Genomic DNA, 26169 nt, shown 5'->3' with positions numbered 1-26169 from the left:
TTTTTGGTATTTCATTGAGGGCAATTAGAATGGGTGAAGTTATTTTTATTCACCCATCGCCAGTTAAATGGATAACCGGCCTGATATTGTGTCTGGTTTACAATTTTACGTATCCCGTAAATGAGCACGTCTGTTTCCTGATCGCCGATCATCGCCGTTGCTGTACATAAGGGTAATTTCTTTTCGAGAGTGCCGGAACATGCAGTTAATGATAAAAATGCAAGAACGATTAATATAATTTTCATATTGTTACTCGCTGTAGTTATTCATATTCAAAATATCAATAGCGGACAACAATAGATAATAGATTTAACAGATCATTTAAAATACATTGATCGTTTAAAACGATCGTACAGGCATTCAATATTTTGACACTTCAACTGCAATAACTGTATTACCTGCATTTACAGGGGCCATTGGCTGCGCGCTACCAGATGGAATTGCCTGAGTGGCAGCGGTATAAATTCGGGTGCTGGCCCCGTTATATACAGCTGTAAAAGTAACCGGAACAGGCCAGAGCTGACCGCCCGGTCCACCGCCAGATATTCGCCATACCTGCTGACCTGCAACATCCGGGATAATTGCCCATTTACCCGCTCTGCTCTCGTCAATATAAATGCCTCCATTTGCCCCGATTGTTCCGACAGTTACCACGTCCGTCAGGATTTTCGATTCATGAGTAATAACCAGATTCCCCGTCTGGTCGTCCCAGACAGCCAGCCCATACGGAGGATTTGGCATGGGCTGAGGGAATATAGTGAATAAATAGACTGTCAGGGTAAATGCGGTATTTAGTATCTCATAGGCCCGTACAGCCAGTTGTCCGTTTGATTCAATCCAGACAGCACACGCGGCCTGACGGGATGTCAGAACAAACGGGATAACAGGTTGTGTTGCATCAGGTATATTAACCAGTTGCTCAATATAATGTAGAGCACCATTCGATACTGACGAAAACGTCTGCTTTGAATACAGACAAACAGGTACTGACTGGGGGGTGATAAATGTTTCGCCGCTTTTCAACGATAATAACGCACCATATCTGTTAGCCATTATGCATTTTCCAGAAAAACAAAAACATAGCTCTCATTTGCCTGAGGCTGGTTCAGAGAGTTATCAGTGCCTGCGCCAATTACAATACTATTGCCTGAAACGGTTATTGTTCGGCGCCCCTCTACATACGCTATAGTTTTTGCCAGACCCAGCATATATCCGAGCCTCTTCCCTGCCGGCACGTTGAACGAATATGCACCTGACGTCTGGCCGGCACTCAGCTTTATCGTTCCAATGATTGATATTGGTTTAATACCAAAGTTTGCTGATGATCCGTCCTCATGCCAGCAATCAAAACCAAAATCAGACATTAGGCGCTACTCCGGTAATATGCCCCAGCTGTACCAGCAGTCGCCCGCTGGGCCCAGTAAATGACAGGTTGTTATCAGCCTTAGACAGACACCAACCGCCCTGATTTGCAATTTTATAGCCCGTAGACCAGAATGCGCCTGAGATTTTGCCGTTAGTAATCGCAGCATCCGCAATTTTCGCACTGGTGATACTGGCGTTCTGAATAAACGCATCGCTGATAAATACCTGACCATTGATAACAGCAAAAGGAGAATACTGCGTATCACCGCTGCCACTCATCAGGACGAACTGGTTGGCGTTAAACCCGACACGAGTGACTACCGGCTTACCCGCTTCCGCCAGTACCGCGATCGACATCCCGGCGTTATACATGACTCCGTTAATCCGGACCCCGGTTTTAAGGGTGTAAATCGCAGATGCTCCGGTGGCATCAACTACGGCAGTAAGTTTGTCCTCCAGTGCGGCAGTCACATCATTGAACTGCGCCTGCACCTGCGTGGACATTTCAGCCATGGCTTTATCTACCTGCGCAATGGTCGTTTTAACTACCAGAATTTCTGCGCGAACCTCCCCAAACTGCTGAAACTGATGCTCAACGGTTCCGTGGTTGGCCAGCGCGTTCTGCAGGATCCCTTCAAGGTTGGTATCAATGTCGCCTGTCAGGCGGTCACCATCGGCAGACGTCAGGAAGTCATCAGCAATATCGCCCAGGTAGTCGTCAGCATTCGCATTAGATTCACCACGAACCCAGTCGGTCCAGCCGGATTCATTACCCGTTCTGTCTACCAGCTGCGCACGGTACCAGAATTCCTGCCCCGCTTTTAATCCCAGTTGAGTGTATTCAGCAGAAGGATAAGGCACATCCGACAGCAAAAGAGGATTTGAGAAATCACTGTTCGCGGTGTACTGAATTTCCGTTTTCAGTGTATCCCCAGTGTTAGCCGGGAATCCCCAGTTCAGACGAATGCCCCAGTTAATCGGTGTTGTCGCAAATCCAACGGGTTTCGGCGGATTTCCCACCTTACCCGTCAGCGTTTTCTCTTCGGAGTAGCTCCAGCCAGAGGATATTTCAGAGGCATTAATGGCGCGCACACGAACAAGGTAACGTCCGGCATAAATACCAGGAACATCGAAGGAAGTGGTGGAGCTGCGCGGTACGTTTACCCAGTTCCCGTCATTGCGGCGCCACTGTGCCTCATAGGCGATAGCGTTCTGCGCCTGGTCCCAGCTCACACGCATGGTTTCGACGCTGATATTCTGCTGCACCACTGAAAACGAGCTGATCACAATGTTAGCCGGCGGCGACTGGTTACCTGGCGGGATCACACTCACTGGCCGCTGGTCAATGATGGCTCCGGTATCAATACGGGCATATTTATCCGGGTCGTGCCATACGCCGGTAATCGAGAAGGTACCATCATTGTTATCGGAGACACTGACAACACGATACTGCTGGGCGTAGAGTTCATCTGACTCAACCACCCATACAGCTTCGGCCTGTGGTGTCTCACTGTATGCCGTGGTGACTGTGACTGATTCCCCGTTAACCGCCTGAATAGTCCTGCTCTGTGACGCACCGGAGGGAAGATTGATAATAAGGCGATCGCCTGCTGCTGCATCAGCTACGCGGTCAAGTTTTATCACGCGACCGTTAACAGCACTGATGCGGCCACCCATAACTTTGCCGGACAGAAGCTCGTCTGACACGGCGATGATGTATCCCGGCTGCGGAATGTTTCCGTCCAGGCCAACATCAAACGAAACAACACGATCCTTATTGTTGGTGAGAATACCCCAGCGCCCCTTTCGGTTCGCTTCTGATTGACGGGTACAACCGATGGCTGTCATTTCCAGCTGATTAAATCCGTACCGGGCCACCAGAGGCTGCTCAAATACTGGCTCCATCGCATCCGCATAAGCGTTACCCGGATCAGACCAGGAAACCAGCGCGGTGGTATACCGCGTTTTTGTCGTGCTGCTGGAATAGGTAAAGCGTCCGTCGATAACGTTAGCGCGGGTGTAAGCGTAATCCACATCTCTCGGCATATCGGCAAGCGCAACAATCTGATCACCGCCCCAGTACGTCATACCCCGGAATATAGCCGCAAAGTCACGCAGCACAGTGTAAGCGTCATTCCTGTCCTGAACATAGACGTTACAGGTATAGCGTGGCTCTGTCCCGCTTCCACCCTTTCCATCCGGTACCGGCTGATCGCAATACTGCGATACCTGGTACAACGTCCATTTATCGATGTTGGCTGCACTCAGGCGATTACCCAGACCAAAGCGATCGGTAATAACCAGATCGTAAAATATCCACGCCGGGTTATCGGTCCAGGCCCACTTAAACGCGCCCTGCCATGTACCACTATAAGTCCGTGTATCGGGGTCAAAGTTATCAGGCACGCGGATCACCCGGCCACGTGGTTCACAGGATATCTGTGGAATCGAACCATTGAACTGACTTGAGTCGAATTCGATGTACAGCAGCGCGGTGTTCGGATAGCGCAGCTTGGCATCAATCACTTCCGTGTAGCTTTGCAGCGTCATCGTGTCGCCGATCTTGGCGCTGTTTGCGTCAGCGGTGATCTTACGCAGTCGGATTGTCCAGGTGCTGCCAGCCTGCGGTAAATCAATACGGTGGCTGCGCTCATAACCAGACGTCGTTTTGCCGGTTGCGCTGGTATTAAGCACGGTTTGCCAGGTCCCACCATCAGTTTGCAGGTCTATTGCATAATTGATGGAATACCCAACCAGATCGCCGTTGTCCTCCTGCTTAAACAGTGAAGGCCATTTCAGTCGCAGGCGAACGGCTGATAGTTGGGTGTTGGTAAATGTATGCGTCCAGGCTGTTGCGCTTGATACTTCAGTTCCAACGTTGATTTCGTTTTCGGTACCGGGAATGCCCTGAATGTAATTTTGTGCCTGAGTTCCCGCGCGAAACTCCCACGTCACGCCGCTAAAGTTTTGGGAGCCATCGGCGTTTTCCAGCGCCGTGCCGTCCAGGTAGATATTTTTTCCGGTTAATTGCCCTGCAAATTCCCCTTCCCCAAGCGCAACGAGGATTTTGGCCTTCGCTACAGATTGCAGATCATCAGGCTGTTCGGTAGGGGTTCGGGAACTGGAACTGCCGCCCTTGCGGCCTTTAATCTGGGTTGTTGTAGCCATATTGCGCCCATAAAAAAAGCCACCATCTGGTAGCCTGAAAGGAAGATTATTTTGGTTATTGCTGGTCTTCGACGTATATACCAGCAGAGATGATCGCCCCGCCAATGCGTCTGCGACCATAAAGAAGCGGGACCGGATAACCTTGTGCGCCAGTATTTGTCACCCCACCGAAAGCATATGAAGCGCGGTTATCTGCACTTTGCTTACTGGCAAGACCCGACGGTTGAGGTGAAAGCATTTGAACAACGCCACCAATGATCAACGCACCACCAGCCTGATAGAAGAAAGGCGAGGCCGCTGCAAAAGGCGTAAAATTTAGAACTACACCAACAGCTACTAATACTGCGCCTAAATAGCTGCGCGGAATAGTAGATCACTGAAAGGGAACTCAGCCCGGATTGTGCGATCTGATCAATCGCCAAACCAACCAAAACCACCAACCGGACTGAGCGATGCCGATCATAGCACCAATACCCCGTGGCGAACGACGCCTGATGCAGAAAGCTATTCATAAAACGCGCGATAAAAATCATGCCCGCAGACTCACGGCCATGCTGATGCTTCATCGGGGTGAACGGGTCAGCGATGTTGCCAGAACTCTCTGTTGTGCCCGTTCATCCGTTGGTCGCTGGATTAACTGGTTTACGCACTCAGGTATTGAAGGCCTGAAATCCTTACCCGCAGGGCGCTCCCGACGCTGGCCTTTTGAACATATCTGCACCCTGTTACGTGAGCTGATAAAGCATTCTCCCGGCGATTTTGGTTATCAACGTTCACGCTGGAGCACCGAATTACTGGCAATAAAAATCAATGAGATAACCGGTTGCCAGTTACATGCAGGAACCGTTCGCCGCTGGTTGCCATCTGCGGGGCTTGTATGGCGCAGGGCCGCGCCAACTCTGCGTATCCGTGACCCACATAAAGATGAAAAGATGGCGGTAATCCACAAAGCGCTGGATGAATGCAGCGCAGAGCATCCGGTATTTTATGAAGATGAAGTGGATATCCACCTTAATCCTAAAATCGGTGCGGACTGGCAGTTGCGCGGACAGCAGAAACGGGTAGTGACGCCGGGGCAGAACGAAAAATACTATCTGGCCGGCGCACTGCACAGTGGCACGGGTAAAGTCAGCTACGTGGGCGGCAACAGCAAAAGTTCAGCGCTGTTTATCGCTCTGCTGAAGCACCTGAAAGCCACTTACCGGCGGGCGAAAACAATCACGCTGATCGTTGATAACTACATTATCCATAAAAGCCGCGAAACACAGCGCTGGTTGAAAGCAAATCCCAAGTTCAGGGTAATTTACCAGCCGGTTTACTCGCCGTGGGTGAATCATGTGGAACGGCTATGGCAGGCACTTCATGACACGATAACCCGTAATCATCAGTGCCGCTCAATGTGGCAGTTACTGAAAAAGGTCCGCCATTTTATGGAAACCGCCAGCCCATTCCCCGGAGGAAAACATGGTCAGGCAAAAGTGTAGCGGTATTAGGCGCAGCTATTTAGGATTGTCTGAAGGACACCGGATTTTTTACTACCTATAGTAACTGGAACAATTCTGATTACTTCACCAGTCACCGGGAAACCTAAATCATCTTCCCCAATATTTTTCTTTCCACGAAATACCGCAAAGGTCAGACCTCGCTGTTTACTGGTGTGCATGTACTGCTCGAAGCCTTTAATAGTTGCAGATAGCGCCCTGCATGCCTCGTGAGTAGTGCTAATCAAGCGATGGTGAACCTTACCAAAGGTTTTTCCCAAAGGCCCATGTAGCTCAATTTGAGTCATTACTTCTTGCATTTGTTACTCCCATAAAAAAACCACCCGAAGGTGGTTCTCATATTTAATATATTTCAATTTACAGTCATTGGTAAAATATCAACATTACCACTTTGATCCGTGAATATTCTTAACACCCTCGGTGTGTCAGGTTTGATTATAAACTCCCGCTCTTTTTTTGGTGCTCCACTACATAGCCCCTTTCCAGCGAATCCAGCACCAATAATTATTTCACCCGCTGGTAAATAAGCTCTAACTTTTTCCCCTGTTTCAAGTTCAGCAACTGGCACGCCATTCACATAGGATGTGATAGCACACCCTCCAGCTACAAACCCTTTATCACGAATGATGGTAACTTCTGTCGTATTTGGTTTTTGATGAAATTCAACCGCGGCATCAACTTCTTTTGCATTTTGTGGAAGAACTGGTTCAGTTGAACAGCCCGCAACAGCTATTGCGATTAGAAGCAGCAAAGTCTTTTTCATATCCCTATCCCCTTTGGTTTTGCAAAAGGTTAGCACAGAGACTTATACCGTAGAACCTTCATCGTCCGTTCCTGCCAGTATCCCCCATACGGCACACGCTGACTCAAATGTCCGTAAAGATGGTGGAGTAACATATTGCCCTCCAGCAGGATCCCGGCATGGTTCCACTTGTTGGCCTGGACCTGCATGATGACCATGTCACCTGGCTGCGGCGCACCGCTGAATTCACGGAATCCGCATTCATACCAGCAATCGTGGTAGAAGTTTTCGGGATAACTGTCTTCCCACCAGGGATAATCCACGCGGTAATCCTTCAGCTCAATGCCATGCGTTTGCCGGAAATAGCTCATCACCAGCCCCCAGCAATCGAAGTGACCGAGCACAAACGGGCGCTCCAGTAGCGGCAGCTCGCCCCGCGGCTGAATGGTACGCAGATCCCCCTCCGGCCAGCTGACGATATGCCACGGAAGTAACGTAGCGTCACACTGTGCCTTATCCAGTTCGCTCGCCTGCGTCGTGGCATCCGGGTGGCTGTGGACAATGGCAATCACTGTTCCCCAGTCTTCGGCAGCGGCGTAATCTTCCGGCGACAGGTGGAAATGCTCTGTCGGATCGGTTGCCAAGTTACGGCAGGGAATGTACCGCTGCACCCTGCTTTTTTGCACCACTACGCCGCAGCATTCACGCGGATATTCAGCAGCAGCATGCGCCATAATGGCGTCGATAATTTTCTGACGCATATCAGCTCCTGATCAGGGATGTGCCAGGGAAGCCACCGAACGGCAACTCGTTCCCCTCGCCATGCCTCAACTTGCACGCAGTGAGCGTACCGGGACATTCATCGAGTGACGGATCGTTGACTGGGTTGTTGTGCTTGTCGAAATAACGCGTTCCGGCATAGTCGCATCCATCACCAGAGCGGTATTTGTTACGGATACACCAGGTACAAAGCGAATGTAGCTGCCGCGTCGGGATCATCAACCCCTGCAGATCCATCGGACTGGACAACGTAAACGCCACCACCTCGTTGGTTTCATTGCTCTTGGCGTCAATGTAAAACACCTTCAGCTTTTCCTGCTGCGGATCCGCTGACGAGTTGCCCTCCGGATAGTTTTTCGCATCCAGATACTGCGCCAGCGTGTCATGAATCGTGACCTTTGCCTGCAGCAGGTCATCATAAGCAAGACACAGCGCCGTAATGGAACTATCCAGGTTAGCGACCGACAGCGTCGGCTGCGCGCTGGTCCCGTCAGTCGCCGTCTCAATACCCTCTATCTGGCAGGGCCAAGCTTTATATTCCTGCCCCTGCCACCAGATCGATTTCGCCGGTAGCTTATTTTCATCTCCACCAGCAGCGGCAATTTCATCGGGAGTGTGGGCAATATTGTGGGCGTGTAAGCGGAGAACGTCGGAAACACCAAATGCGGTGCCATCGACATCAAAAAGCCGGACAACATTGCCCGGCTCAAGTTTCTGATAATCACTGTTTAAGCTCATGGTGCAAACGCCTGTTCAAAGGTGGCTGATACGGTTTCCACCGTTTTACTTTTGGTGACGCGCTGCAGGCTGTCTGCCTCAACGCGCCACAGCGCAAGATCACCGCCAGGCGGGGTAAACGAAAATGATTTCGTCTTATGGCGCCGCAGGAAAGCATAGATATCCCTGACGGTTTCCGGTTCGCCGGTAAATGAATACTCATAACTGAGCGTTTCATTATTCAGCCCGGTACCTGACACCTGCTTATAACCATCACCAAACTGTGCCGTACGTACCGTATCTTTGCTTTTCAGAGTTGGTTGGCTGGAAGCTTTAATCCGCCATGCAAAATGCTCGATCGCCATAGTCACGTCCGTTTTGGATTTGCTTTTTTAAGCAGACATAAAAAAACCTGCCGAAGCAGGTTTTTATTAAGAAAAGTGAGAACTCAAAAGCTATTAACAACTTTTTGTAATTTCTGTTTAGCCTCTTGAATCAATGCCTCTTTTGTCTGTTCCAGCGTACAATCCCAGTTCAATGGAATACTCACAGATATGCTGATATCTGGTAAACCATTTTCCTTTGTTGTTACCTTAACTTTGGCATCAGTGTTTTTTCCATTGCAGTTTTCATAAGCATTTATATCTTCAACATGGAATTTCATTTAACGCTTTCCTCTTATTGCACTCCATAAAGGTGTTCCAGGTTTACTTGCCTGTTCACTGACGACAGAGATCATAGCAGGTTTAAGTTGTCGCATAATTGCATCATGATCAACTGACGAAGTACTTCCTGAGGGTTGTTGGTTTGCCTGACCAATTACGATCCCTCCCATATTAACCGTTACGCTAGATTTTTCTAAAGAATCATTCCACTTCATCGCCTCACCACCAACCAGACCACCAGTCGCATAACCGCGCATCATGCGATAAAGGTTGCCGACACCGATTCGGTTGGTGGCTTCCTGCGTAAAGACAAACTCTCCACGGTGCACCACACCTGCAGGCTCATACTTACCGCCGGATCCGGTATAACCACCGCCAGCGAAACCCAGCGCTGACGTGGCGGAACTGACCAGGCCGGCCATGGCCTGCTTCATCAGGATCTGCGTCAACATCGACAACGTGGAACGGGTGAAATCTGCCCAGTTTGCTTTCCCTGTCGTCAGCATATCGGCCATATTCTGGCTGATACCATCGAATGTGGCTGAAGCAGCGGACTTCATCGAACCATAGGCATCAGCTGCTGAATCGGCATAGTCAGCCCACGCTGATTTCGCCCCAGCCTGCCAGTTGCCGCGGAGCTCGTCCTGTGCGGCATAATATTTCTTCAGTGCATCCAGTTCGTTCTGATAACCCTGATCGGTGTCCGTACCGCCGGCATTCATCCAGCCCTGTCGCAGCTGTGCCTCTTCGTTTTGCCGCTGCGCGCCGCGACTGCTCATGCTGCCCCCGGCCACAAGCGCTCGGGTTTTCTCCCCAATCTGGGTAACGTACTTCTGCGAGCTGTCCTGCAGGCGGTTTAACCGTTCCTGGGCAACAATCTGATCGCCCAGCCGGGCATTCACTTCGGCCCGCGCCAGCACCTCGTCTTTGTTCGCCAGCACCGATTTTTCATCGGCGGTCAGTGCGCGCTTTTTGGAGGCCTCTTCCAGCACCGAAAAGCGGGATTGTTGTTTCCACAATTCCTGCCGCTGCTGGCTGATGGTATCCGTGATGCTCTTATGCTCCTGCAGAGTGCGTAACTGCGCCTCCAGCTCCAGCGTCTGCGCGCTGGCAGTATCGACACTTTTTACACCTGCAGGTGTTTTTACCGCTGAAGGGGCTTTGGGTTTCTTCAGCGAGTCGTCGTATTCTTTTTTCGCAGCTTCCAGATTGATGTTGTAGTCAGCCTGGAGGATCCGTCCGTCTTTCAGCGCCTTGTTCAGTTCATTCTGACGGGCCGTGTACTTCTCCAGCGCAGTCTGAGTCTTTGCATAATTCGACTGCGCCTGCGCGGCATACTTCTGGCGGTCAGATTCAATCACCGCCTCGCGGGCTGCGTTATCCTCAGTTGCCTTTGCCACACTGGCCTGCTGTTGCGCCATTTCCAGTGCAAGGCGTGCAGATTCCCGATCGTTCCAGTAGCTGGCGCGCGCATCATCATTGACATAACCATCACCTTTACGCAGATTCCAGATTTCATCCGCCCGCTTAAAGGCCGCTTCCGCTTTGGCAAGCATCTCCTGCGTGGTGTCAGGCCGCCCGATATCGAGCGCCGCATCCCACATCGATTTAAAGGCACGCTTCAGGCTGTCGGCAGCAGTTTCAATCGACCCCATATTGTCGCGCAGGCTCTTTGTCTGCTCGCGAAAACCGTTCGTCGCCGCATCATTAGCTGCCTGTAGAGCCCCGGCCTCATCACCGGCACGCTGCAGTTGCGCCACATAAGCAATCTGTTCCGCTGTAACGTTGTGGAACTGCTGCGCCATGGCAATCAGACCAGAGGTCGGATCGTTCGTCAGTTTGCCGAATGCCGCCGCCACCTTATCGACCGGCACGCCCGACGCATCGGTAAATTTCGCTATCGCCTGACTCATCTCATCGAACCGGGCACCGGCACGCACTCCGGCGTTGACCAGCTCCGTCAGCGCACTGCTGGTCTGGTTAAACGTGAGTCCCGCCTGCTCGCCAGATTTCGCCAGCACCAGCATGCGGTTTGAGGTCAGCCCGGCAGTATTACCGGACAGAACCAGCGTTTTGTTGAAATCAGACAACGTGGACGAGCCCTGATACCAGGCGTAAACCACCGCGCCAGTGGCGGCAGCCAGCGCGCCAACCCCAACCATCACTGGCGATATGGTGCCCAGCAGCGCCCGAAAGGTCGGAATAATACCGCCGAAGGAGTCTTTCACCTGACCGCCCTGCTGCAGCAGGATAAGCCACGGACTCTGCCCACCGGCCAGCTGGGTGGCGATATCCGTAAACTGCGCAGGCAGCATACGCATCGCCGCGTTGTATTGGCCGACAGAAATACCGGCCTTCTTCGCGGCGCTCTCCTGGCGGGTAAATGACTGCTGCACCTTCAGCGCCGAGTCATTCGCTGCGTCCCCCGTCTGCTTAAACTGCCTTTTTACGTACTCCATCTGCTCGTTGAACTTTGACGAATTAACGTCAAGGTTAACGACCAGGTCACCCACTGCCGTCTGGGCCATAGCGAACACCTCCTGAAATGCCCTCAGCCTTTGCCATCAGCACTGCGTCACCGGGTTCATCGTCGGCAATATCCTCCGCAGAAGGTGAAAGCAGGCTGAAGCTGGCAGGGGTTGATGTGGTTTTGGGGTCAAGCGCGGTAATGACGATATGCATCAGCGAGGAAAAATGTGCATCCAGTTGCACATCATTAAAAAAATTGTCCTGGTAGAACGTTCGCCAGTCGGCGTATTCCGTTGACGACATACCAGCAAGCATGGCGCGCCAGTCCGGCCGGCGAAATTCTCGCGCCAGTTTCAGGACGAATGTCAGCTCACTGGCGAGGACTTTTCCAGACTGACCGGCTCAGTCACAGCAACATCCTCCGGATCATTCGCTTCCGGCAGCGGCACCATGCCGGACAGCTGCTTCACGGTGTACTCTGCAGCGGAAACAATCTCCAGCGGCCAGGTCATCAGCACTTCATTCTGGATCTGCTCAACGTCTTCTTTCGGCGTTTTGTGCGTCCCTTTCAGGGGGTGGCCATGCCATAAAGACATGGCCACCAGCAGTGCGCCGGATTTAATCGTCATATCCATCGCCGCCTGCATGTCGGCATCAGTGATACTTTCCAGCGACTTCAGGTGTTCAAGATGCTCAATACGCTGCAGTGCCGACAGTTCGTAGAGCGTGACTGTATTACCGTTACGTTCGAACGGTTCACTTTTTAAAAACATGGGTTACTCCAGAAAGCGGGGCCACAGCCCCGGAGGTCAGGAAACGGTGACTTTACAGGTCGCAACAAACAGCCCGTCGTTGGTCATCACGATAATGTCAGCGGTTCCGGCGGCAATACCGGTGACCGTCAGCACCGTACCGGCGACAGTCACCGTGGCTTTACCTGCATCTGTGGTGGTGGCCCGGAAAGATTGATCACTCGCGCTGGCTGGTGCCACGGTGACATTCAGCGTGGTGGTAGCAGCAACCGCAACGGTGGTGGTCGATTTATCCAGGCTGACGCCGGTTACGGCAATCGCTGCAGCAGCACTGTCTTCAGCAAGGCCTGGCTTACCGTTATTGCTGATTTTGACAGAACGGGTAATGGTGTCTTTTGCTGTCACCGTTTTGCCCAGGCTACTTACCCAGCCACGGAACACATCGATGGCGCCATTCGGGTATTTGATTTTGTACGCCAGCACGGTACCGTCATCAAACCAGCGAACCAGATCCTGCTGCCCGCTCTCAGCAGGTTTCCAGGCCAGCGTAAAACTGGCCTCACCCGCCGATTTCTGCCCCTGCGCGGTAGCAGTCCAGTCGGCATCATCGTCATCCAGATAGGTATCATCGTTTGATTCGGCAGTCAGTTCACCGGGCTGCAGATCTTTAATCTTTGCCAGGCGCGTCCAGTCAACATCCGATAATGGGTTAGCGAACGGGTTGCCCGATCCGGAATAAATCCAGAGCGTGGTGGTGGCACCCTTTACTGGCGCCAGTGGGTTTGGTGTAGTCATTACGTCCTCACATAATGTAGCTGATGGAATAACTGAGGTCGGCAGATCCCCACGTCATGGCCTCTTCATCGCGCTGATAGTCATATCCCTGAGCCGCCATCAATTCGAGAAGATTTGCCAGTTCGGGAACATCAGCCATTGCCGGATAGATGCGGTCCTCCATCCAGGAATCCAGAGCACTGTCTGTAGCCGTGGCTTTCAGAAACACCTCAACATGCAGCACGGCTGTCCACATATCTTCATCAACACTTTCATCCGAGGCCCGGGCGTCAGAAAGGTAAACCGCTACCGCCGGAAGATCCTGCTCATCCAGAAACCCAGGACGACCGTCGAACCATGTCACTGCATCTGAGATATTGCGCTGGAGCGCGGTTAGTACGGCTTTGCGGATATCACTGTTTTTCATCGTTTAAGGATCAACCTCAGTTGGTTAGACAGGTTTTGTCGCATAATTTGCGGCATACGTTCGTCCATAAGTTTTGGCACTTCAGCCCGGAATGTCTCGGTCAGGGGAATGGCCAGGGGAATACTGACTACTTCAATGGGATACCGGCTCTTCGTGGTACGCCGCAAAACATGCCAGCGGCCGTTTGCCAGTTGCTGAATAAAGGCCCCAGGGAAACGGAAACGCCCTACACGTAGCTCACTGTTCGTACCAGACTTATCCCGTTTACGCCGCGACAGACGCATGCTGGATGGTCCCAGTTTGATAGCAGGAAGATTACCGCGGTTTATGCGAATCAGAGCGCGCGGCTTCGCCACCGTTGCCCGGCGTACCCGCGCACGCTGCCTGACCAGTTTTCGGGGGACGCGGGTTGATTTCGCGACAGCGGACACACTGCGATTGACCGCCTGTGTGGCGATACGATTCACCGTCTGGGCGGAAGCGCGCGGTACAGCTTTTTTACTGATGCTGTTCAGGTTAGCGATGGCCTGCTCCAGCCCCTTAATCGACATATTCCCCCCTGCTTATTCGATAAAGATGCGTGGCTTGCTGTTAAAGCGTTCGTGGCGGGTAAGATGGAATTCCTCCCCTTCAAAAATCACCACGTCATTACGGCGCGGCCTGTATCCTGCAGTAAACACCACCAGTGACCGCCCTGTTCCGCTCAAAGGCCCCATTTCTTCCAGAAACTCAGCCGGAATAACAACCATGGGCTCCCCGTTGATGGTCGCTGGCTTGCCCATTTTGTTTACCGTGACCGCATCCATGCGGCTGACAAGTCTGTCAAAGGGATTAGGCATTGATTTTCACGGCTACAATTGAAGAACTTGCAGCAGCATCTTCCCAGGCAACCCCTGCCAGATCGGCACCTGTCGTGTCGTTCTGCACTTTGCCATCTTTGATATGAACCTGCTCACCGATGGCGATCGCATCGGTAGTCAGCTTCGGCAGAAGGAAAATGCCTTCGGCAAAACCGTCCCCTGTCTGACCTGCCGGAATATCAGTAATGGCAATCGCCACGACTTTCCCCACCAGCACCGGCGAACCACTCAGGATCGCAACGCTGCCCGTGTTGGCAATCTCAATAGTTTTGCCATGTTGTACAAAATTCTTCGCCATAAACTCAGTCTCCATCCAGCCCTATACGGGGCCGAATTCAGATACAAAAAAAGCCCTGATGGGCTGTGATGTGCTGCTTGAGAGGAAGGGATTATTTCCCGGTTGATTTCGCCATGCCGCGATAATCCAGAGGAGATACACCGGCATCGATGCGCACTTTGGTGGCAATGCCGTCGGTCGTGAAGCCTTCCTGCTGATCGATATACGGAGTATCAACGCCGTTCAGGTAAGCCACTTCGATGGTGTCCGTGCCCTTAGCGGCGGTCAGATACCAGGCGCTGGTATCTTTGGCGTCAAGACGCGGCTCCGCGATAACTTCAGCAAAGTTCTGAATTGGGTTCATGATACCGGCGTTGATATCCGCCCCTTTCACACTGGCAGACTTGATCGTCTGATTTGCCAGGGTTTCGAGGGCGACTGGCACCAGCATGAATGCCGGGCGAATATTCAGGGGACGCTCTCCCTCTTTCTGAAGGCGCATCATCTTGCGCGCTTCATCAAGGCTGGCTACAGAAATCGCGCCTGCGGAAATATTGCCGTGATCAGCATGGAACAGCGGCTTACCATCAGACAATTTCGCGTTTTCGGTAAGAACGGCATATACCAGATCACCAATCGTCCCTTTTGCCGCGCGCCCCATCTTCATAGGTACATCGGTTAACTGATTCAGATCGTCGTTGATGATCGCCTGACGGGTAATAGAGAAGATTTCACCGTAGGTGGCCAGCGCGATGCTTTCACCTTTATCTTTGGTGGTCACATACTTATATTCAGCCCCCTCACGTACCTGGCGCAGGGATGAGAAACCACCCAGACCGACACGATGCGCCGTTTTAAAGTCAGACAACTGGCCTTTCTTGGTCCACTGCTCAAAAGTTTCTGCCGCTTCCTCCCAGCCCTGAAGCAACGCTTTATTAGCAACGTCGAGCAGGATATTGCCGAAGTCAGACGTGCTGTGCGTCAGTGCCATGCCGACCATCTGCATCGGGTTATAGCTGGAAACGCCGATGCCGCGCTCGGTCAGCGCCATACGGGCATATTCGCGCAGCGTCATACCGTTGTAGACGTTATCACGCTCCATGCTTTCGAAGCCCGCGCGCGCCATCAGTGCCTGGCGAACTCCGTCGCCAACAAAGTTACCGTTCCCGGCGTAAATATGCGCATCCGTAGTTTTATTCGACGGGGTTGCATTTTTGCCCAGCGCCGCCAGCAGTTCATCTTTAGCCTGTGCAACGGTGCATTCCGGATCCGCGATGCATTTATTCTGCAGCTCATGATGCTTGCCGCCGAACATCGCAAAGAGATCGTTAATCGCGGTAACACGGTTCTTTTGCTCGGCAAGCACCTGTGCACGGATAGTGGCTTCATCAGAAGTGGACGCTGGCGCTGTGGTCGTCGTTGCCGGCACCTGTGGTTGCGGTTGCTGCGGTTCGCGCTGGGTGGTATTGCGCGGCGGGGTGATCATGTTACGAATGCTGTTTGGCATCTTTTCAAAGTCCTCAATACGTTTTGATTGAATACAGGCCATCGCCTGCAGAGATGTAGTGACCTGATCGGCAAAGCCATGCGCTAAGCATTCTTTACCATCCATCCAGGTTTCATCGTCCAGCATGGTGGCGATTTCCTCGGTCGTTTTTCCTGTTTTCTCCGCGTACGCCGGGATCAGGACAGACTCGACCTTATCCAGCAGATCGGCATAATCCCGCATATCGTTGGCATCGCCACCTGCGAATCCCCATGGTTTGTGGATCATCATCATGGTGTTTTCCGGCATAATGACCGGGTTGCCAACCATCGCAATCACCGAAGCCATTGAAGCTGCCAGACCATCGATGTGAACGGTGATCGCTGCGCCGTGATGCTTCAGGGCATTAAAAATGGCGATGCCATCAAAGACATCGCCACCGGGCGAATTGATATGAAGGTTGATATGGGTAATGTCGCCAAGCGCCTTCAGGTCATTCACAAACTGGCGCGCCGTCACCCCCCAGTAGCCGATCTCGTCGTAGATATAAATATCCGCTTCGTTGTCGGCGCTGGCCTGCATACGGAACCAGGAATTACTTTTTGCGCTGGCTTTCGGACGGTGATGCGCCCGGTTCTTTGGCTTCGGCACTGGTGCCTCCTTTGTCATTGGCAGGGTCAGTGTCAAACACCAGCCCCATCTCTTTGTTTTCGTCGATTTCTGCCTTCCGTCGCGCCTTCACATCGTTCGGGTTACGTCCGCTGGCACGGACCCAGTCGGATTCTGTTGCCGCTCCGCCCCGGATCTGTAACTTCCAGGCATTGGCCTCTTTAACCGGATCGATCCACGGCATAACAGGGCCGGAATACACTGCCGAGTACAGCGACTCCATATCCAGACCGCGGGGCAATTTAATCTCGCCGGCAGCAACCGCCATTTTCAGCCAGGCGCGGTACATTGGCCGGGTCACCGCGCCAATAAACCAGTCCTGCAAAATGAGATAGCCGTCTGTTGATTCCACCAGTTCCTGCCGCTGCGCGCTGTAGGTGCCGTTGTAGTTTCTGGCTGTGCTTGAAAAGCTGAGTCGACTGCCTGCTGCGACAGCGCGAAGTTGACCATTACGGAAGGTTTCAAGGTTAGGATTGGGCCGGTCAGATTTCACCATGCCGATATCTTCACCTGGCTTAAGATCGTCATAAATGATGCCAGGCTGAATCATCACTTCCCGATCATCATCATCGGAAGAACTGTTACTCTCTTCGAAGCTTTGCCCGTCCCCCTTTTTGATGTACATCCCCAGCGCGGCAGCAATACGTGCGGCGGTGAGCTCGGCGTCTTCATATTCTTTGAGTGCGCTCAGGCGCATCAGTACGCCGGACAGCATCGATACGCCCCGGGTCTGGTGCAGACGGCGGACAAATTTAAGATGCAGCATGTTTTCCGCATCAACTTCTTTGGTATCAAGCTGACGGCCTGAAACGGGCAGACTTTTATAAACCTGATATTTCCTTGGTCTGCCCCAGTTGTCGACGAATACCCCCTGATTAAGCTGGCTGGCAGAATCGCTGTTCATGGGAATAAAATCTGGTTCAAGCGCTTCAAGCCAGAAAGGAATACCGGCTGCTGGCGTAAGACCATTCCCGGTTCCACTGACAAGCTGGGCAAACACTTCGCCATCCCGCAGCCAGGTGCGCAACATCAGGCGCTCAAGCATCGGACGGGTAAACTGGTTCGTGACATCTGGCCTGACAGACCATTCTGCCCATTTACTACGGATCTGATCGGCCAGCTTTTTGGCGATTTTACCGTTCATCAGTTTGGGATGGGGTTCAACAATAATTCCGGCTTTCCCCACCACCCGTTCTTCAAGCTTATCGAACACACCAATCACCAAATCGTGGTTGTTATCGAGCCACCGGGCCTGCTCCCGCAGTGATACGGCCCCCATTTTGCTGAGCTGATCTGCAGAACGGTTTTCACGGCGCCCTTTATGCGTTCTGGTCGGGGTAACGGCTTCATAGGCCCTGATTTTCGCGCGCGCCTGCAGACGGGCTGCTTTCCAGCCTGGCGAAAAGACACCAATCGCATCATCTAAAAGGCTCATTCAAACCTCGCCAGTCGGTAGCCGGATCGCCCACGGCGCTGCGAAATAAGGGAAGTAAGGCGGCGTTCCCACTCCTGCCGACCTTTACGGATCTCGGAGAGGTTTTCCATCGTCATTTCCTGCCCATTAAAGCGGATGGTTTTGCCTTCCAGCACTGCCATTTCTGCTTCTGTGTAACGCTGGATCATCGTTTCAATCGTGCTTTGACTCACAACCACCCTCCTCCTGAACTTGTCCAGGGATTATCATCATCGGTTACGGGCTTTTTCCGCTTCCGGGTTTTCGTTGGTACAGGCTCAGGTGTCGGGGATGGCGCTTCGCCAGCTTCCGCCGGCGCGTTCTCCAGCCACGTTTCCCGCCTCGCCCACTCAGGAGCATCGGGCCATTTAATTTTCTCGTAGCCGTGGAGGATGGCGAGCGCATCTGCATAGACCAGAAGGTCAAACGCTTCGTTTGCGCCGCGTCCCGGCTTACTCCATTTGCCATCGGTTGAACGCTCCTCATAGGTCAGTTCATCGTAAAACCAGCTGCCGAGCCATTTAGGGAAATGCACGTAATTCGGGCCAGGCGAATCACGCCACAACGCGTTGTTCACCTGGTCTTTAAGTGCGTCGGTCTGGAGTAGATAAAGCGGCACATCACCGGCGGCTTTTGCGCGGCGGGTAGATCTGTCGGTGTTGTCAGGGAAAGTACGGGTGATGAGTTTCGAGCGGCGCACGCTGTCACCTTTGAAGAGATAAATCTTTTTGCCCAGCCCTTCACGGCGGCATTTGCGCCAGAATTTGTACGCATTGTCGGTAACACCGTCTTCCCCGCCTGAATCGACAGCCATCGCCATAAGTCGCATGCGCTTTGATGGAACACTCGCCAACACCCAGGACTTTTCGAACACATCGGACAGCAACAAATCCCAGTCTTCCGGGTAGCTCGCCGGGTCTATGGGATAGCACTCGCCGTGCTCATTGGCCCTTAATGACTGTCGGATGTTGTAGCGGTCAACAACCCAACGCTCACCCTGCGCACCGTAGCCAGTCACCTGGACCACGAAACGCCGGGATTTACCGCCCTGAACGTCGACCGTTGCAGTCATAAACAGCACACCATCGGGCACGGCACGCTTTGGCACATCTTCGGCGCGCTGTTCCAGCAGTTCACTTTTACGCTGCTCGAGATTAGCGCGGGGCAAATAGGGTCGACCAAAGTCGGTATTTACCACCGTTTTTAGCGTCTCTTCGCTCTGGGTGGCCTCGTATTCCTGCTCAGCAGTCAGGAATTTGTACATCATCTGCGCCCAGGTCTGATAAGCAGCTGCCGGGCCTTCCATCCAGAACGAGGCGATACGCGAGCGGCGTGGTTCACCATATCGATTGCCGTCCGGGTCTATTTTTTCCCCGTCACGCAGCCAGACATGGCGGATATTAAGGTCACGCTTCATATCGGGCGTAATTTTGCCTTTGCATGACGGGCACTGGAGGAAGGCAGATTCACTTGCCAGAACGGGGTCAGGTAATTCCCGGTAACCGGTCATGTTCGCCACTTCTGGCTGGAAATACTCGCCGCAATGCGGACAGGGCCAGTAGAGACGGCGGCGATCGCCACGGTTAAATAATGACAGGATGCCGGTTGTCGGCGGCGCTTCATGGGCCGAAGAAGGACGCCACTTTGTGTCACGGATATCACGACCGGGAGAGCTCTCAACCAGCGTCATCCCACTGGACATAAAGGTGGTGGTACGCTTTGAACCCAGGGAAAACGCATCACCTTCCCCATCGATGTCCTCAGGGAAGCGATCGTAGTCAGTCAGCGCCACGCTCTTATAGTCTGACGATGACATGATGTTGACCGATGGCCAGCCGATTTTGAGGTAGTTACCGGCTCGAAATGTGCGGTCGTGGACGTTGTTATCATTCCGTCGTGGGCTGAGCCGTGATTTCACGTCCGGACTACACCGAAAGGTGCGGTCGAGTCGCTTTTTGGAGTGCTCACGCGCTTTCTCTTCGGACACCTGGATGACCAGCATGTCAGCGGGATCGCAAACGATGTTGTAGACAATCCAGCCGTCAATAAGGCCAATGGTTTTCCCGGTTCGAGCGGGTCCAACAAACACCACCGCATCATATTCCCTCGATGCCAGGCAGTTCATCGGCTCTATAATGTAAGGGGCCAGATTTGGATCCCACTTCACAGAGTTACCCGCACCAATAGGGACACGCATGAAATCTTGAACCGCATCGGCTACTTTCATACGACGTGGAGCACGCAAAATACCGGAGATATCACGACGAATTCCCCTGGCTGATGCCCGTTTTGCCATCAGTCCTCCTCTGGCTCTTCCTCCTCTGGTTCGACGTCCATCACTTTTTGTGCAACCTGATCGCGCAAATCATCAATCACGTCTTGCACACGCGAGACAGCGACTGGCGTCAATGCGCAGTCACGCTCAAGAATGTCCGGGAGAGTTTCAAGCACCGTTACAACAGCTTTCGCCATCAGTGAAAATTCTCTGGCAACGTCTTCAGCGGGAATGAGCTGCTTAGTTTCTATCTCAAATTTCAGCCGCTCATTTTCGGCTTTCCAGTGCGCGAGCCTGTAGGATGGTTCCATTTCCTCTACGTTGGACGTTGAGACGGTGGGAACCATCAGTTCACTCAGAATATCGGTGACGAGATACAGCTTGAGTTTGCTGTTACTACCGGCAGCAGGTTCAACATTTTTTAGCCTGGCGGCAACGGTCTGTCGATGTACGCCAGTGATGCCAGCCAGCTGGTTAATGTTGAGTTTTAACGAAGCAATTTCCTGGTCCATGATGGTGAACACTTTTTGAACGATTCGACATCATTGAAAAATCTGGGTGTGAAAAATCAATGGATTGCGCGAATGATGATGATGACCATAGATCGCAAAAACTAGCCGATTCCCGCGAGCATGCCGCCCCGTGGCAGGCCACCCCGCCAGGAGGACCCATTTAATAATAATGATTATCACTTGCAATGGTGGATGCGGGCATTAAAAAGCCCCGCTTTTGCGAGGCTTATTCGATGTGATAGCTGAGTATCATTCGTCTTTTTTGATTACCACTTCTTGTGGTCTCATCTCCTGGATAGCACGACAGATGCAATATGGAATTACCGCCCACGCAACGCCCATTGCTGCACCAGCAGCCTGCTGAGGCGCACTAACAGCACCGAACACCCCGATAATTCCCTGCACAAACCCAATAACTCCGCAAATAATGCATACAACCCAGAGAAATTTCATTACCAAAACTCCTTTTATCAAAGAGCTACCATGATAACCCCATGAATTATTTAGTAAAGCATGAACGCAGTCACCCAGTGAATGCCTGTAGGGCTGATTAACACAGCTTTGTTCAAACGAAGTGAAACCATTTCTATATCTCACGTAATGAATCTTTTAAAGAGTCGCCATTTTACGACTCACTAATGGGAAGACCTATTAGGCACTACAATAGATAACCTCAATTCGAGGCTATCTCCATCAGATCATACAGGAGATAAAAATGTTGGAAATATATGTTTTTAAAGTACTTTTCTACAGTACATACCTAATCCTTGGCTTACTTGCGCATTGGGCAAAACTTGAGCTAACCAAAAGATATGAAAGGAAAAATTAACTTTCACCTAACCCCAGCCAACATGTCAGTATGTCTTTATGTTGCTGGTTTTATATTTTACCTTCCCTTACAGTCTGCTTAAGCTAGATTTCCCGCTTAAACCATCACCAAACCTGCTGTTGTTTGATTCTTTTACCGAGTCGTAAACACGCTCACATGTCATTCCAGCTCGGTAGCTTTCGTCAGATCGCTCAGCATAATATCGAGCTTCTTTTGCAAGGCGTCCGAGCATGTCGGCGAGCACTGCGGCGTCAGCACCGGCTGTTTTGCTTCTAACGGCAGCGGCAAGATCTGAGGTGTGCTTTGCGGCGTCCAGGCGGGCGGCAAGCTTTGTTGCTTCGGTACGCAGCTGGCTAACAGTGGCAGACAGGCCAGCAGCAGTGGCAGCAGATTTAGCGGCTTGTGCTTGTGCATCTTTTACAGCCTCATCACGGGCAATAATACGCCCTTGTTCAATCATGCGGGCGGCGGTCTGCGCGTTCGCTGTTTGCGATGATTCCGCGCTGTCACGTTCCGCCCACTTTTTTTCCCAACCGCGGCTGCTCCATACGCTACCGGCGATGAATACGACGGCCACCAGCAATGCAACGATAATAAGTTGAGATCGCAGGCTCATCAGAATACCCCCGGGACTGATACTGGAATGCCCGGGTTAAGTGGCCCATATCCATCACTCAGATTTTGAGGTTTCTCTGCCCACAGGCAAACTTCACGCTCAATTTCACGCCGGGTGATTAAACCCTTCCACTGTTTGCCACCAGCATAGATCCAGCGCCGCAGTTGTTCGCATGCACCTTTCGAATCACCCAGGTTGATTTTTCGTAGTAGTGTGGAGGTTTTGAAGTTTCCCGCGCCTACGTTATACGCAAATGAGTACAGCGCCCCTCTCATCGTTTCGGGGATCGGAGCGTTGATATATGGGTTAATCTGGCGGCCGACAATATTCAGGTCTTTATCCAGCAGTGCCTGGCACTCTGCTTTGGTGTAGGTCTTGCCCAAGATAATATCTTTACCAGTATGGCCCCAGCATACCGTCCACACCCCAACAACATCCCGATAAGGCTGATAGCGCACACCTTCAAGGCCATCATTACCCGTTGGGCCAGTAATCAACGCCGCAGCGATAGCAATAGCGCCTGCGGGTATAGCTGCAATAACGCTATTCTTCAGCTTTTGTGGCATAGCCATTGCGACGATCCTCCCGTTCTTTCCAGCGGAAATACCAGTTCACTGCACACGTGATTACCGTGCATGCGATACCGACAATAATTGCCCAGTCGCTCAGGCTTAACCCTGCAATTCTGTCGGCCAACATCCAGGACACCTCTTTTGCTGTTTTAGCTGTTTCGGCATATGCCTTCGCTGATACACCGCAGCCGGCAAGCGTGGTTCCTGATCCATATGAAAGTCTGCTGTAAATGGTGCTCATTCTGGTCATAGCCTCACCTCCGATTTTTCGGATGGCGCTGTGTGTGATGAAAGGGTCAGGCTTCACTGGCTGGATTTATCAACAAAGCACGTAGTGAGTGATACCCGTGAGCCTGAAATGAAAAAGCCCCGCAGAATTGCGAGGCTTAATATTTGTGGAAGATTAGATCGACGATATGACAGGGGTACTGGTGCAATGCACCTCGCGAATACCCCTGTCGTATCGCCGGAAAGCAAAAACCCCGCGCTGGCGGGGTTCTCGTTATATTCAAATTGTTCGCTTTTCGTCGCTGCCATCGTGGCGCAGCTCTGCCAAGCATGAATGGATTATCTAACTTTCTGGGTAGTTTTCAATACCAGACACAAAAAACAGCACAATAAAGCAAAAACATTATTCCTCGCTTTCCAAAAGTGCTTTCGCTGACAGGTACACCTTTGCTCTGAAAATCTGTAAACACCACTTCACTCGCTCTCTGGCCTTTTCTTGTGTCAGCCATGGCGCAATCGCCTGCAGTTCCCGGGTTATGTCTGAGATTTTTTTTCGGGTGGTGTAATACTGAAGACCAACAACATAAACCGGATCGTTTATATCCAGCGCCTGCAGTACGCATTGCTCAACAAAATCGACATCGTCACTATGCAGGGCCTCGTCAATTACACTGGCGGGTAACTGGGGCCAGAGAATGCTGTGTGCCCTGTTCATTGCCTGCTGTCCACGGAATCCCTCTTCTCTCGCCTGATTTAACGCAACGGTAAATCGCTCGAGTGCCTTATCTGACCAGTTCCGTCCCTTAAGCACATTCCAGCACGCATGTCCTCGCGGCAAACGAGGAGCAGTTTTTCCTCCCACACCTTCTCCCCAGGTAGTGAGCAGGGATTTAATCCATCCGGACTGGATCCCCGTCAGGAGGATACATTTACCCAGCCAGCTTTTACGCGGCGCAGATGCTGCTTTACCAAGTGCTTCATAATGATTGCGGCGTTGACGTGGTGTCATCCTGTTCTTCTCCTTACGCCAGAACACCGAGCCCGTAAGCCCGGTCCAGCACTCTGATAATCATTACCGGCTGAGGTACATGCTTTCGCTCAAACTTCACCGGGTCGTTATGTAGTTCTGTATGGCACTGACGACAGAGGGGGATCGCGAAAATATCATGCGCCTTCGTTGCCATACCTCCCTGCCCCCAGCCAATTAAATGGTGTGGGTCGTCGGATGGTTTGCCGCAGCATTCGCAGGGCTGTGTTTTAATCCATTCCAGATATCGGGGGGCCGTCCAACGGATACGCTTTGGACGTTTCATATAGGTTTGCGGAGAGTCAGGATCGACCAGAACACCAACTAAGGGCTTAACCGCAGGCACCTGAGCTGGTGGCATGTTCACGGTTACTGTGCTGGCTTTGGCTGTAATGATGCTGGTGGCGGTTAGACCCGGTTCGATGTCACATTCACGCATGACTGACTGATGATCTTCCGAAGGAATACGAAGCGCCCGACTGGCTACGGATTCGGGAATTGCGTCGGTAACACCCATACGCACCGCCCACCAGCATAGCTCCGCCAGTGACAGTTCTCTGGAAGGATCCTGATTCAGCGCCACCATGATGCTATTGATAATCCAGCTAATAACATTACGTCTCGCCAGCTCTGCAAGTTGTTCGCTGTAGTGGTCACGCAAATGGTTATCACAATGGCCACACAGAAGAACAGATCCGGGTTCATGACGCAGAGTGGTTAACTCGTGATAATGGTAATCGCTGTGTGGCCACTGGCAGCAGGTGCCGCCATAACGCAGAAGCCAATAATCAAGTCCACTCAAACCACCAGCAGCCTTCATAACCTTTTCATCCAGGAAGAACGGCCACAGTGACTCGTCACTGGCAAGCGGCTGGCGAACGTCAGGAACACGGCCAGCAGGCAACCGTTCCATTCCTGCCGGCTGGCTTTCTACCAGCACACGTTCACAACTGAATAATGACATCAGCTCGCTGCCCGGTCTGAGCAGCACAATTCCAAGCTCACGCGCAACCACCGGCTTCAGCAGCGCCCTCATTCTGCAATCTCCCCGATAATTATTTGCCTCTTCTCGCCCCATAATTTAGTGACGCGTGAATCCCAGATGTGAGCATCATCTTCGTAAATGGCATCCATCAGGGCTTTCATCATGTTGTCGAAATCAGGTTTAGCCTGGTGTGGTTTACCGTTGAACTCAGCCCGTTTCTTTTTGCTCCAGCTCGCTGGCATCGGCAGAATGAAGGTGACATGTGAACCGCTTTCAGGCAGCTCAACACCCCGCAGACGAACTTCATCACAGAAAGCCCGGTAACGCATAACCTCGGGGCGTTTTTTCCATTTGTCAGCGCGCGTCATTCTGGGCTTGCCCATTGGGGTGATATCGTAGACTTTCACATTCACCTCCAGATCCGTTGTTGCCATGTTCTGTCCTGACGCGGAGGCTTAGAGACTTCTGGCAAGAACGCGCTGATCGTCCAGTGAATGAAGTCATTATCCAGACTACGCTCGGTCTTAATCTGCTTTGCGTGATAGCGGGCTTCCAGTTCGTCAGCCTGCTCAGTGGTGAGTTGTGTATGTTGAAACCAGCTTTTCTTCATAACGCACCTCTGGATGCGGCAAAAAGAAAATCGCTGGCGTTGGTTAACGTCAGTATGTGGGATTGCTTGAATTGATCTTGCGCCATGGGGCTTTTCTCCTGTGGCGCAGCAGGTATAGGTTGTTCAGGCCTATGACGGGAGTGTAACAGAATTCTGGGTAACGCGATAACCAGCCCTTTCCAGCATCTGAGTAAATAACGTAGGTGTACCAATAATTTCATCATCCTGAAGAGGCATGAAAGACACCATGCTACCGCGACGGTACATCAGTGCGCGCTCACACTCAGGAAATGATTGCAGTCTGGCAACGATGACTCCATCGTGACATCTGATGACTGCGTAGCCTTTTTTGGGCAATTCTACTTTTTCTTTCACTTAAACTCCCCCATGCAAACGGGATCAAAGTAAC

Annotated in this window: 31 protein-coding genes and 3 pseudogenes; 1 reads left to right on the top strand and 33 read right to left on the bottom strand. The window is 52.0% G+C overall.

The features are described 5' to 3' along the window. Window positions 1-11 precede the first annotated feature (11 nt). From HV237_RS26165 to HV237_RS09785, 5 genes and pseudogenes are all read right to left on the bottom strand, one after another. The gene (locus tag HV237_RS26165) at window positions 12-245 is read right to left on the bottom strand and encodes a cor protein (RefSeq protein ID WP_249415307.1); all 234 of its coding nucleotides are present in this window, start codon (window positions 243-245) and stop codon (window positions 12-14) included. 115 nt (window positions 246-360) lie between these two features. Further along, window positions 361-1053 carry a hypothetical protein gene (locus tag HV237_RS09800; protein WP_104651395.1) on the bottom strand — a complete coding sequence of 231 codons (693 nt, stop codon included), beginning with the start codon at window positions 1051-1053 and terminating at the stop codon, window positions 361-363. Continuing rightward, entirely contained in the window at window positions 1053-1364 is a 312-nt protein-coding gene (locus HV237_RS09795) for a hypothetical protein (protein ID WP_181541802.1), read from the bottom strand. The genes HV237_RS09800 and HV237_RS09795 overlap by 1 nt, the downstream gene beginning before the upstream one ends. Further along, window positions 1357-4533, bottom strand: coding sequence for a host specificity protein J (locus HV237_RS09790; protein WP_181541800.1), 3177 nt, complete (start codon window positions 4531-4533; stop codon window positions 1357-1359). Before HV237_RS09790 ends, HV237_RS09795 begins: the two co-directional genes overlap by 8 nt. Before the next feature lie 55 nt (window positions 4534-4588). Beyond that, a pseudogene (locus HV237_RS09785) lies at window positions 4589-4894 on the bottom strand (tail assembly protein); the annotation flags it as partial. A 91-nt stretch (window positions 4895-4985) separates the two neighbouring features. On the opposite strand from HV237_RS09785, the gene HV237_RS09780 reads away from it, so the two are divergent. Continuing rightward, window positions 4986-6017 (top strand): IS630-like element ISEc33 family transposase, encoded by a 1032-nt coding sequence (locus HV237_RS09780; protein ID WP_046092923.1) that lies wholly within the window; start codon window positions 4986-4988, stop codon window positions 6015-6017. Window positions 6018-6037: 20 nt separating this feature from the next. Here the strand turns inward: HV237_RS09780 and HV237_RS09775 are convergent. The 28 genes and pseudogenes from HV237_RS09775 to HV237_RS09640 form a co-directional block, all read right to left on the bottom strand. Next, window positions 6038-6334 (bottom strand): annotated as a pseudogene (locus tag HV237_RS09775) (tail assembly protein); the annotation flags it as partial. A gap of 53 nt (window positions 6335-6387) precedes the next feature. Next, window positions 6388-6798 carry a hypothetical protein gene (locus HV237_RS09770; RefSeq protein WP_043016030.1) on the bottom strand — a complete coding sequence of 137 codons (411 nt, stop codon included), beginning with the start codon at window positions 6796-6798 and terminating at the stop codon, window positions 6388-6390. A gap of 29 nt (window positions 6799-6827) precedes the next feature. Continuing rightward, the gene (locus HV237_RS09765) at window positions 6828-7538 is read right to left on the bottom strand and encodes a C40 family peptidase (RefSeq protein WP_043016029.1); all 711 of its coding nucleotides are present in this window, start codon (window positions 7536-7538) and stop codon (window positions 6828-6830) included. Window position 7539: 1 nt separating this feature from the next. Next, the gene (locus HV237_RS09760; RefSeq protein WP_094169310.1) at window positions 7540-8295 is read right to left on the bottom strand and encodes a phage minor tail protein L; all 756 of its coding nucleotides are present in this window, start codon (window positions 8293-8295) and stop codon (window positions 7540-7542) included. Then, window positions 8292-8639, bottom strand: a complete 348-nt coding sequence (locus HV237_RS09755; protein WP_094169311.1) for a phage tail protein — start codon at window positions 8637-8639, stop codon at window positions 8292-8294. Before HV237_RS09755 ends, HV237_RS09760 begins: the two co-directional genes overlap by 4 nt. Before the next feature lie 83 nt (window positions 8640-8722). Continuing rightward, window positions 8723-8938: a hypothetical protein gene (locus HV237_RS09750; RefSeq protein WP_043016026.1), complete on the bottom strand. Its 216-nt coding sequence runs from the start codon at window positions 8936-8938 to the stop codon at window positions 8723-8725. A 225-nt stretch (window positions 8939-9163) separates the two neighbouring features. Then, window positions 9164-11467 (bottom strand): annotated as a pseudogene (locus HV237_RS09745) (phage tail tape measure protein); the annotation flags it as partial. Further along, window positions 11445-11723 (bottom strand): phage tail assembly protein T, encoded by a 279-nt coding sequence (locus tag HV237_RS09740; RefSeq protein WP_008322441.1) that lies wholly within the window; start codon window positions 11721-11723, stop codon window positions 11445-11447. The gene HV237_RS09740 and the pseudogene HV237_RS09745, both read right to left, overlap by 23 nt. A gap of 50 nt (window positions 11724-11773) precedes the next feature. Beyond that, a complete protein-coding gene (locus HV237_RS09735) occupies window positions 11774-12181 on the bottom strand; it encodes a phage minor tail protein G (protein WP_094169314.1) in 408 nt (135 codons plus the stop codon). A gap of 36 nt (window positions 12182-12217) precedes the next feature. Beyond that, window positions 12218-12955 (bottom strand): phage tail protein, encoded by a 738-nt coding sequence (locus HV237_RS09730; RefSeq protein WP_094169315.1) that lies wholly within the window; start codon window positions 12953-12955, stop codon window positions 12218-12220. Window positions 12956-12962: 7 nt separating this feature from the next. After that, window positions 12963-13361 (bottom strand): phage tail terminator protein, encoded by a 399-nt coding sequence (gpU, locus tag HV237_RS09725; protein ID WP_008784478.1) that lies wholly within the window; start codon window positions 13359-13361, stop codon window positions 12963-12965. Further along, entirely contained in the window at window positions 13358-13912 is a 555-nt protein-coding gene (locus HV237_RS09720) for a phage tail protein (protein ID WP_044712015.1), read from the bottom strand. The genes gpU and HV237_RS09720 overlap by 4 nt, the downstream gene beginning before the upstream one ends. A 12-nt stretch (window positions 13913-13924) precedes the next feature. Continuing rightward, on the bottom strand, window positions 13925-14200 hold the full coding sequence (locus HV237_RS09715; RefSeq protein ID WP_094169316.1) for an ATP-binding protein: 276 nt from the start codon (window positions 14198-14200) through the stop codon (window positions 13925-13927). After that, window positions 14193-14519, bottom strand: a complete 327-nt coding sequence (locus HV237_RS09710; RefSeq protein WP_094169317.1) for a capsid cement protein — start codon at window positions 14517-14519, stop codon at window positions 14193-14195. The genes HV237_RS09715 and HV237_RS09710 overlap by 8 nt, the downstream gene beginning before the upstream one ends. Window positions 14520-14610: 91 nt before the next feature. After that, on the bottom strand, window positions 14611-16653 hold the full coding sequence (locus HV237_RS09705) for a ClpP-like prohead protease/major capsid protein fusion protein (protein ID WP_176443280.1): 2043 nt from the start codon (window positions 16651-16653) through the stop codon (window positions 14611-14613). Continuing rightward, window positions 16580-18088, bottom strand: a complete 1509-nt coding sequence (locus HV237_RS09700) for a phage portal protein (protein ID WP_094169319.1) — start codon at window positions 18086-18088, stop codon at window positions 16580-16582. Before HV237_RS09700 ends, HV237_RS09705 begins: the two co-directional genes overlap by 74 nt. Then, window positions 18085-18300, bottom strand: coding sequence for a hypothetical protein (locus HV237_RS09695; RefSeq protein ID WP_094169320.1), 216 nt, complete (start codon window positions 18298-18300; stop codon window positions 18085-18087). The genes HV237_RS09700 and HV237_RS09695 overlap by 4 nt, the downstream gene beginning before the upstream one ends. Beyond that, window positions 18297-20402 (bottom strand): phage terminase large subunit family protein, encoded by a 2106-nt coding sequence (locus HV237_RS09690; RefSeq protein ID WP_181541798.1) that lies wholly within the window; start codon window positions 20400-20402, stop codon window positions 18297-18299. The genes HV237_RS09695 and HV237_RS09690 overlap by 4 nt, the downstream gene beginning before the upstream one ends. Beyond that, window positions 20402-20893: a DUF1441 family protein gene (locus HV237_RS09685; protein ID WP_181541796.1), complete on the bottom strand. Its 492-nt coding sequence runs from the start codon at window positions 20891-20893 to the stop codon at window positions 20402-20404. Before HV237_RS09685 ends, HV237_RS09690 begins: the two co-directional genes overlap by 1 nt. A gap of 249 nt (window positions 20894-21142) precedes the next feature. Further along, a complete protein-coding gene (locus tag HV237_RS09680) occupies window positions 21143-21346 on the bottom strand; it encodes a hypothetical protein (protein WP_181541795.1) in 204 nt (67 codons plus the stop codon). A gap of 443 nt (window positions 21347-21789) precedes the next feature. Next, window positions 21790-22338: a DUF2514 domain-containing protein gene (locus HV237_RS09675; protein ID WP_181541794.1), complete on the bottom strand. Its 549-nt coding sequence runs from the start codon at window positions 22336-22338 to the stop codon at window positions 21790-21792. Further along, a complete protein-coding gene (locus HV237_RS09670; RefSeq protein ID WP_276569315.1) occupies window positions 22338-22910 on the bottom strand; it encodes a lysozyme in 573 nt (190 codons plus the stop codon). Before HV237_RS09670 ends, HV237_RS09675 begins: the two co-directional genes overlap by 1 nt. Continuing rightward, window positions 22882-23160 carry a phage holin gene (locus HV237_RS09665; RefSeq protein WP_016150433.1) on the bottom strand — a complete coding sequence of 93 codons (279 nt, stop codon included), beginning with the start codon at window positions 23158-23160 and terminating at the stop codon, window positions 22882-22884. Before HV237_RS09665 ends, HV237_RS09670 begins: the two co-directional genes overlap by 29 nt. A gap of 381 nt (window positions 23161-23541) precedes the next feature. Next, window positions 23542-24147, bottom strand: a complete 606-nt coding sequence (locus HV237_RS09660) for a hypothetical protein (protein ID WP_181541792.1) — start codon at window positions 24145-24147, stop codon at window positions 23542-23544. Window positions 24148-24160: 13 nt separating this feature from the next. After that, a complete protein-coding gene (locus tag HV237_RS09655) occupies window positions 24161-25201 on the bottom strand; it encodes a DUF968 domain-containing protein (RefSeq protein WP_094169326.1) in 1041 nt (346 codons plus the stop codon). After that, on the bottom strand, window positions 25198-25584 hold the full coding sequence (locus HV237_RS09650; RefSeq protein ID WP_249415306.1) for a RusA family crossover junction endodeoxyribonuclease: 387 nt from the start codon (window positions 25582-25584) through the stop codon (window positions 25198-25200). The genes HV237_RS09655 and HV237_RS09650 overlap by 4 nt, the downstream gene beginning before the upstream one ends. Next, window positions 25560-25760, bottom strand: a complete 201-nt coding sequence (locus HV237_RS09645) for a hypothetical protein (RefSeq protein ID WP_047357957.1) — start codon at window positions 25758-25760, stop codon at window positions 25560-25562. Before HV237_RS09645 ends, HV237_RS09650 begins: the two co-directional genes overlap by 25 nt. Before the next feature lie 129 nt (window positions 25761-25889). Further along, on the bottom strand, window positions 25890-26135 hold the full coding sequence (locus HV237_RS09640; protein ID WP_127791700.1) for a hypothetical protein: 246 nt from the start codon (window positions 26133-26135) through the stop codon (window positions 25890-25892). Between the last annotated feature and the right edge of the window lie 34 nt (window positions 26136-26169).

Origin of the sequence: Citrobacter sp. RHBSTW-00570 (genome assembly GCF_013739755.1) — a bacterium.
In the GTDB taxonomy this organism is placed as follows: Bacteria; Pseudomonadota; Gammaproteobacteria; order Enterobacterales; family Enterobacteriaceae; genus Citrobacter; species Citrobacter braakii.
This window is presented reverse-complemented; position numbering and strand designations above follow the sequence as displayed.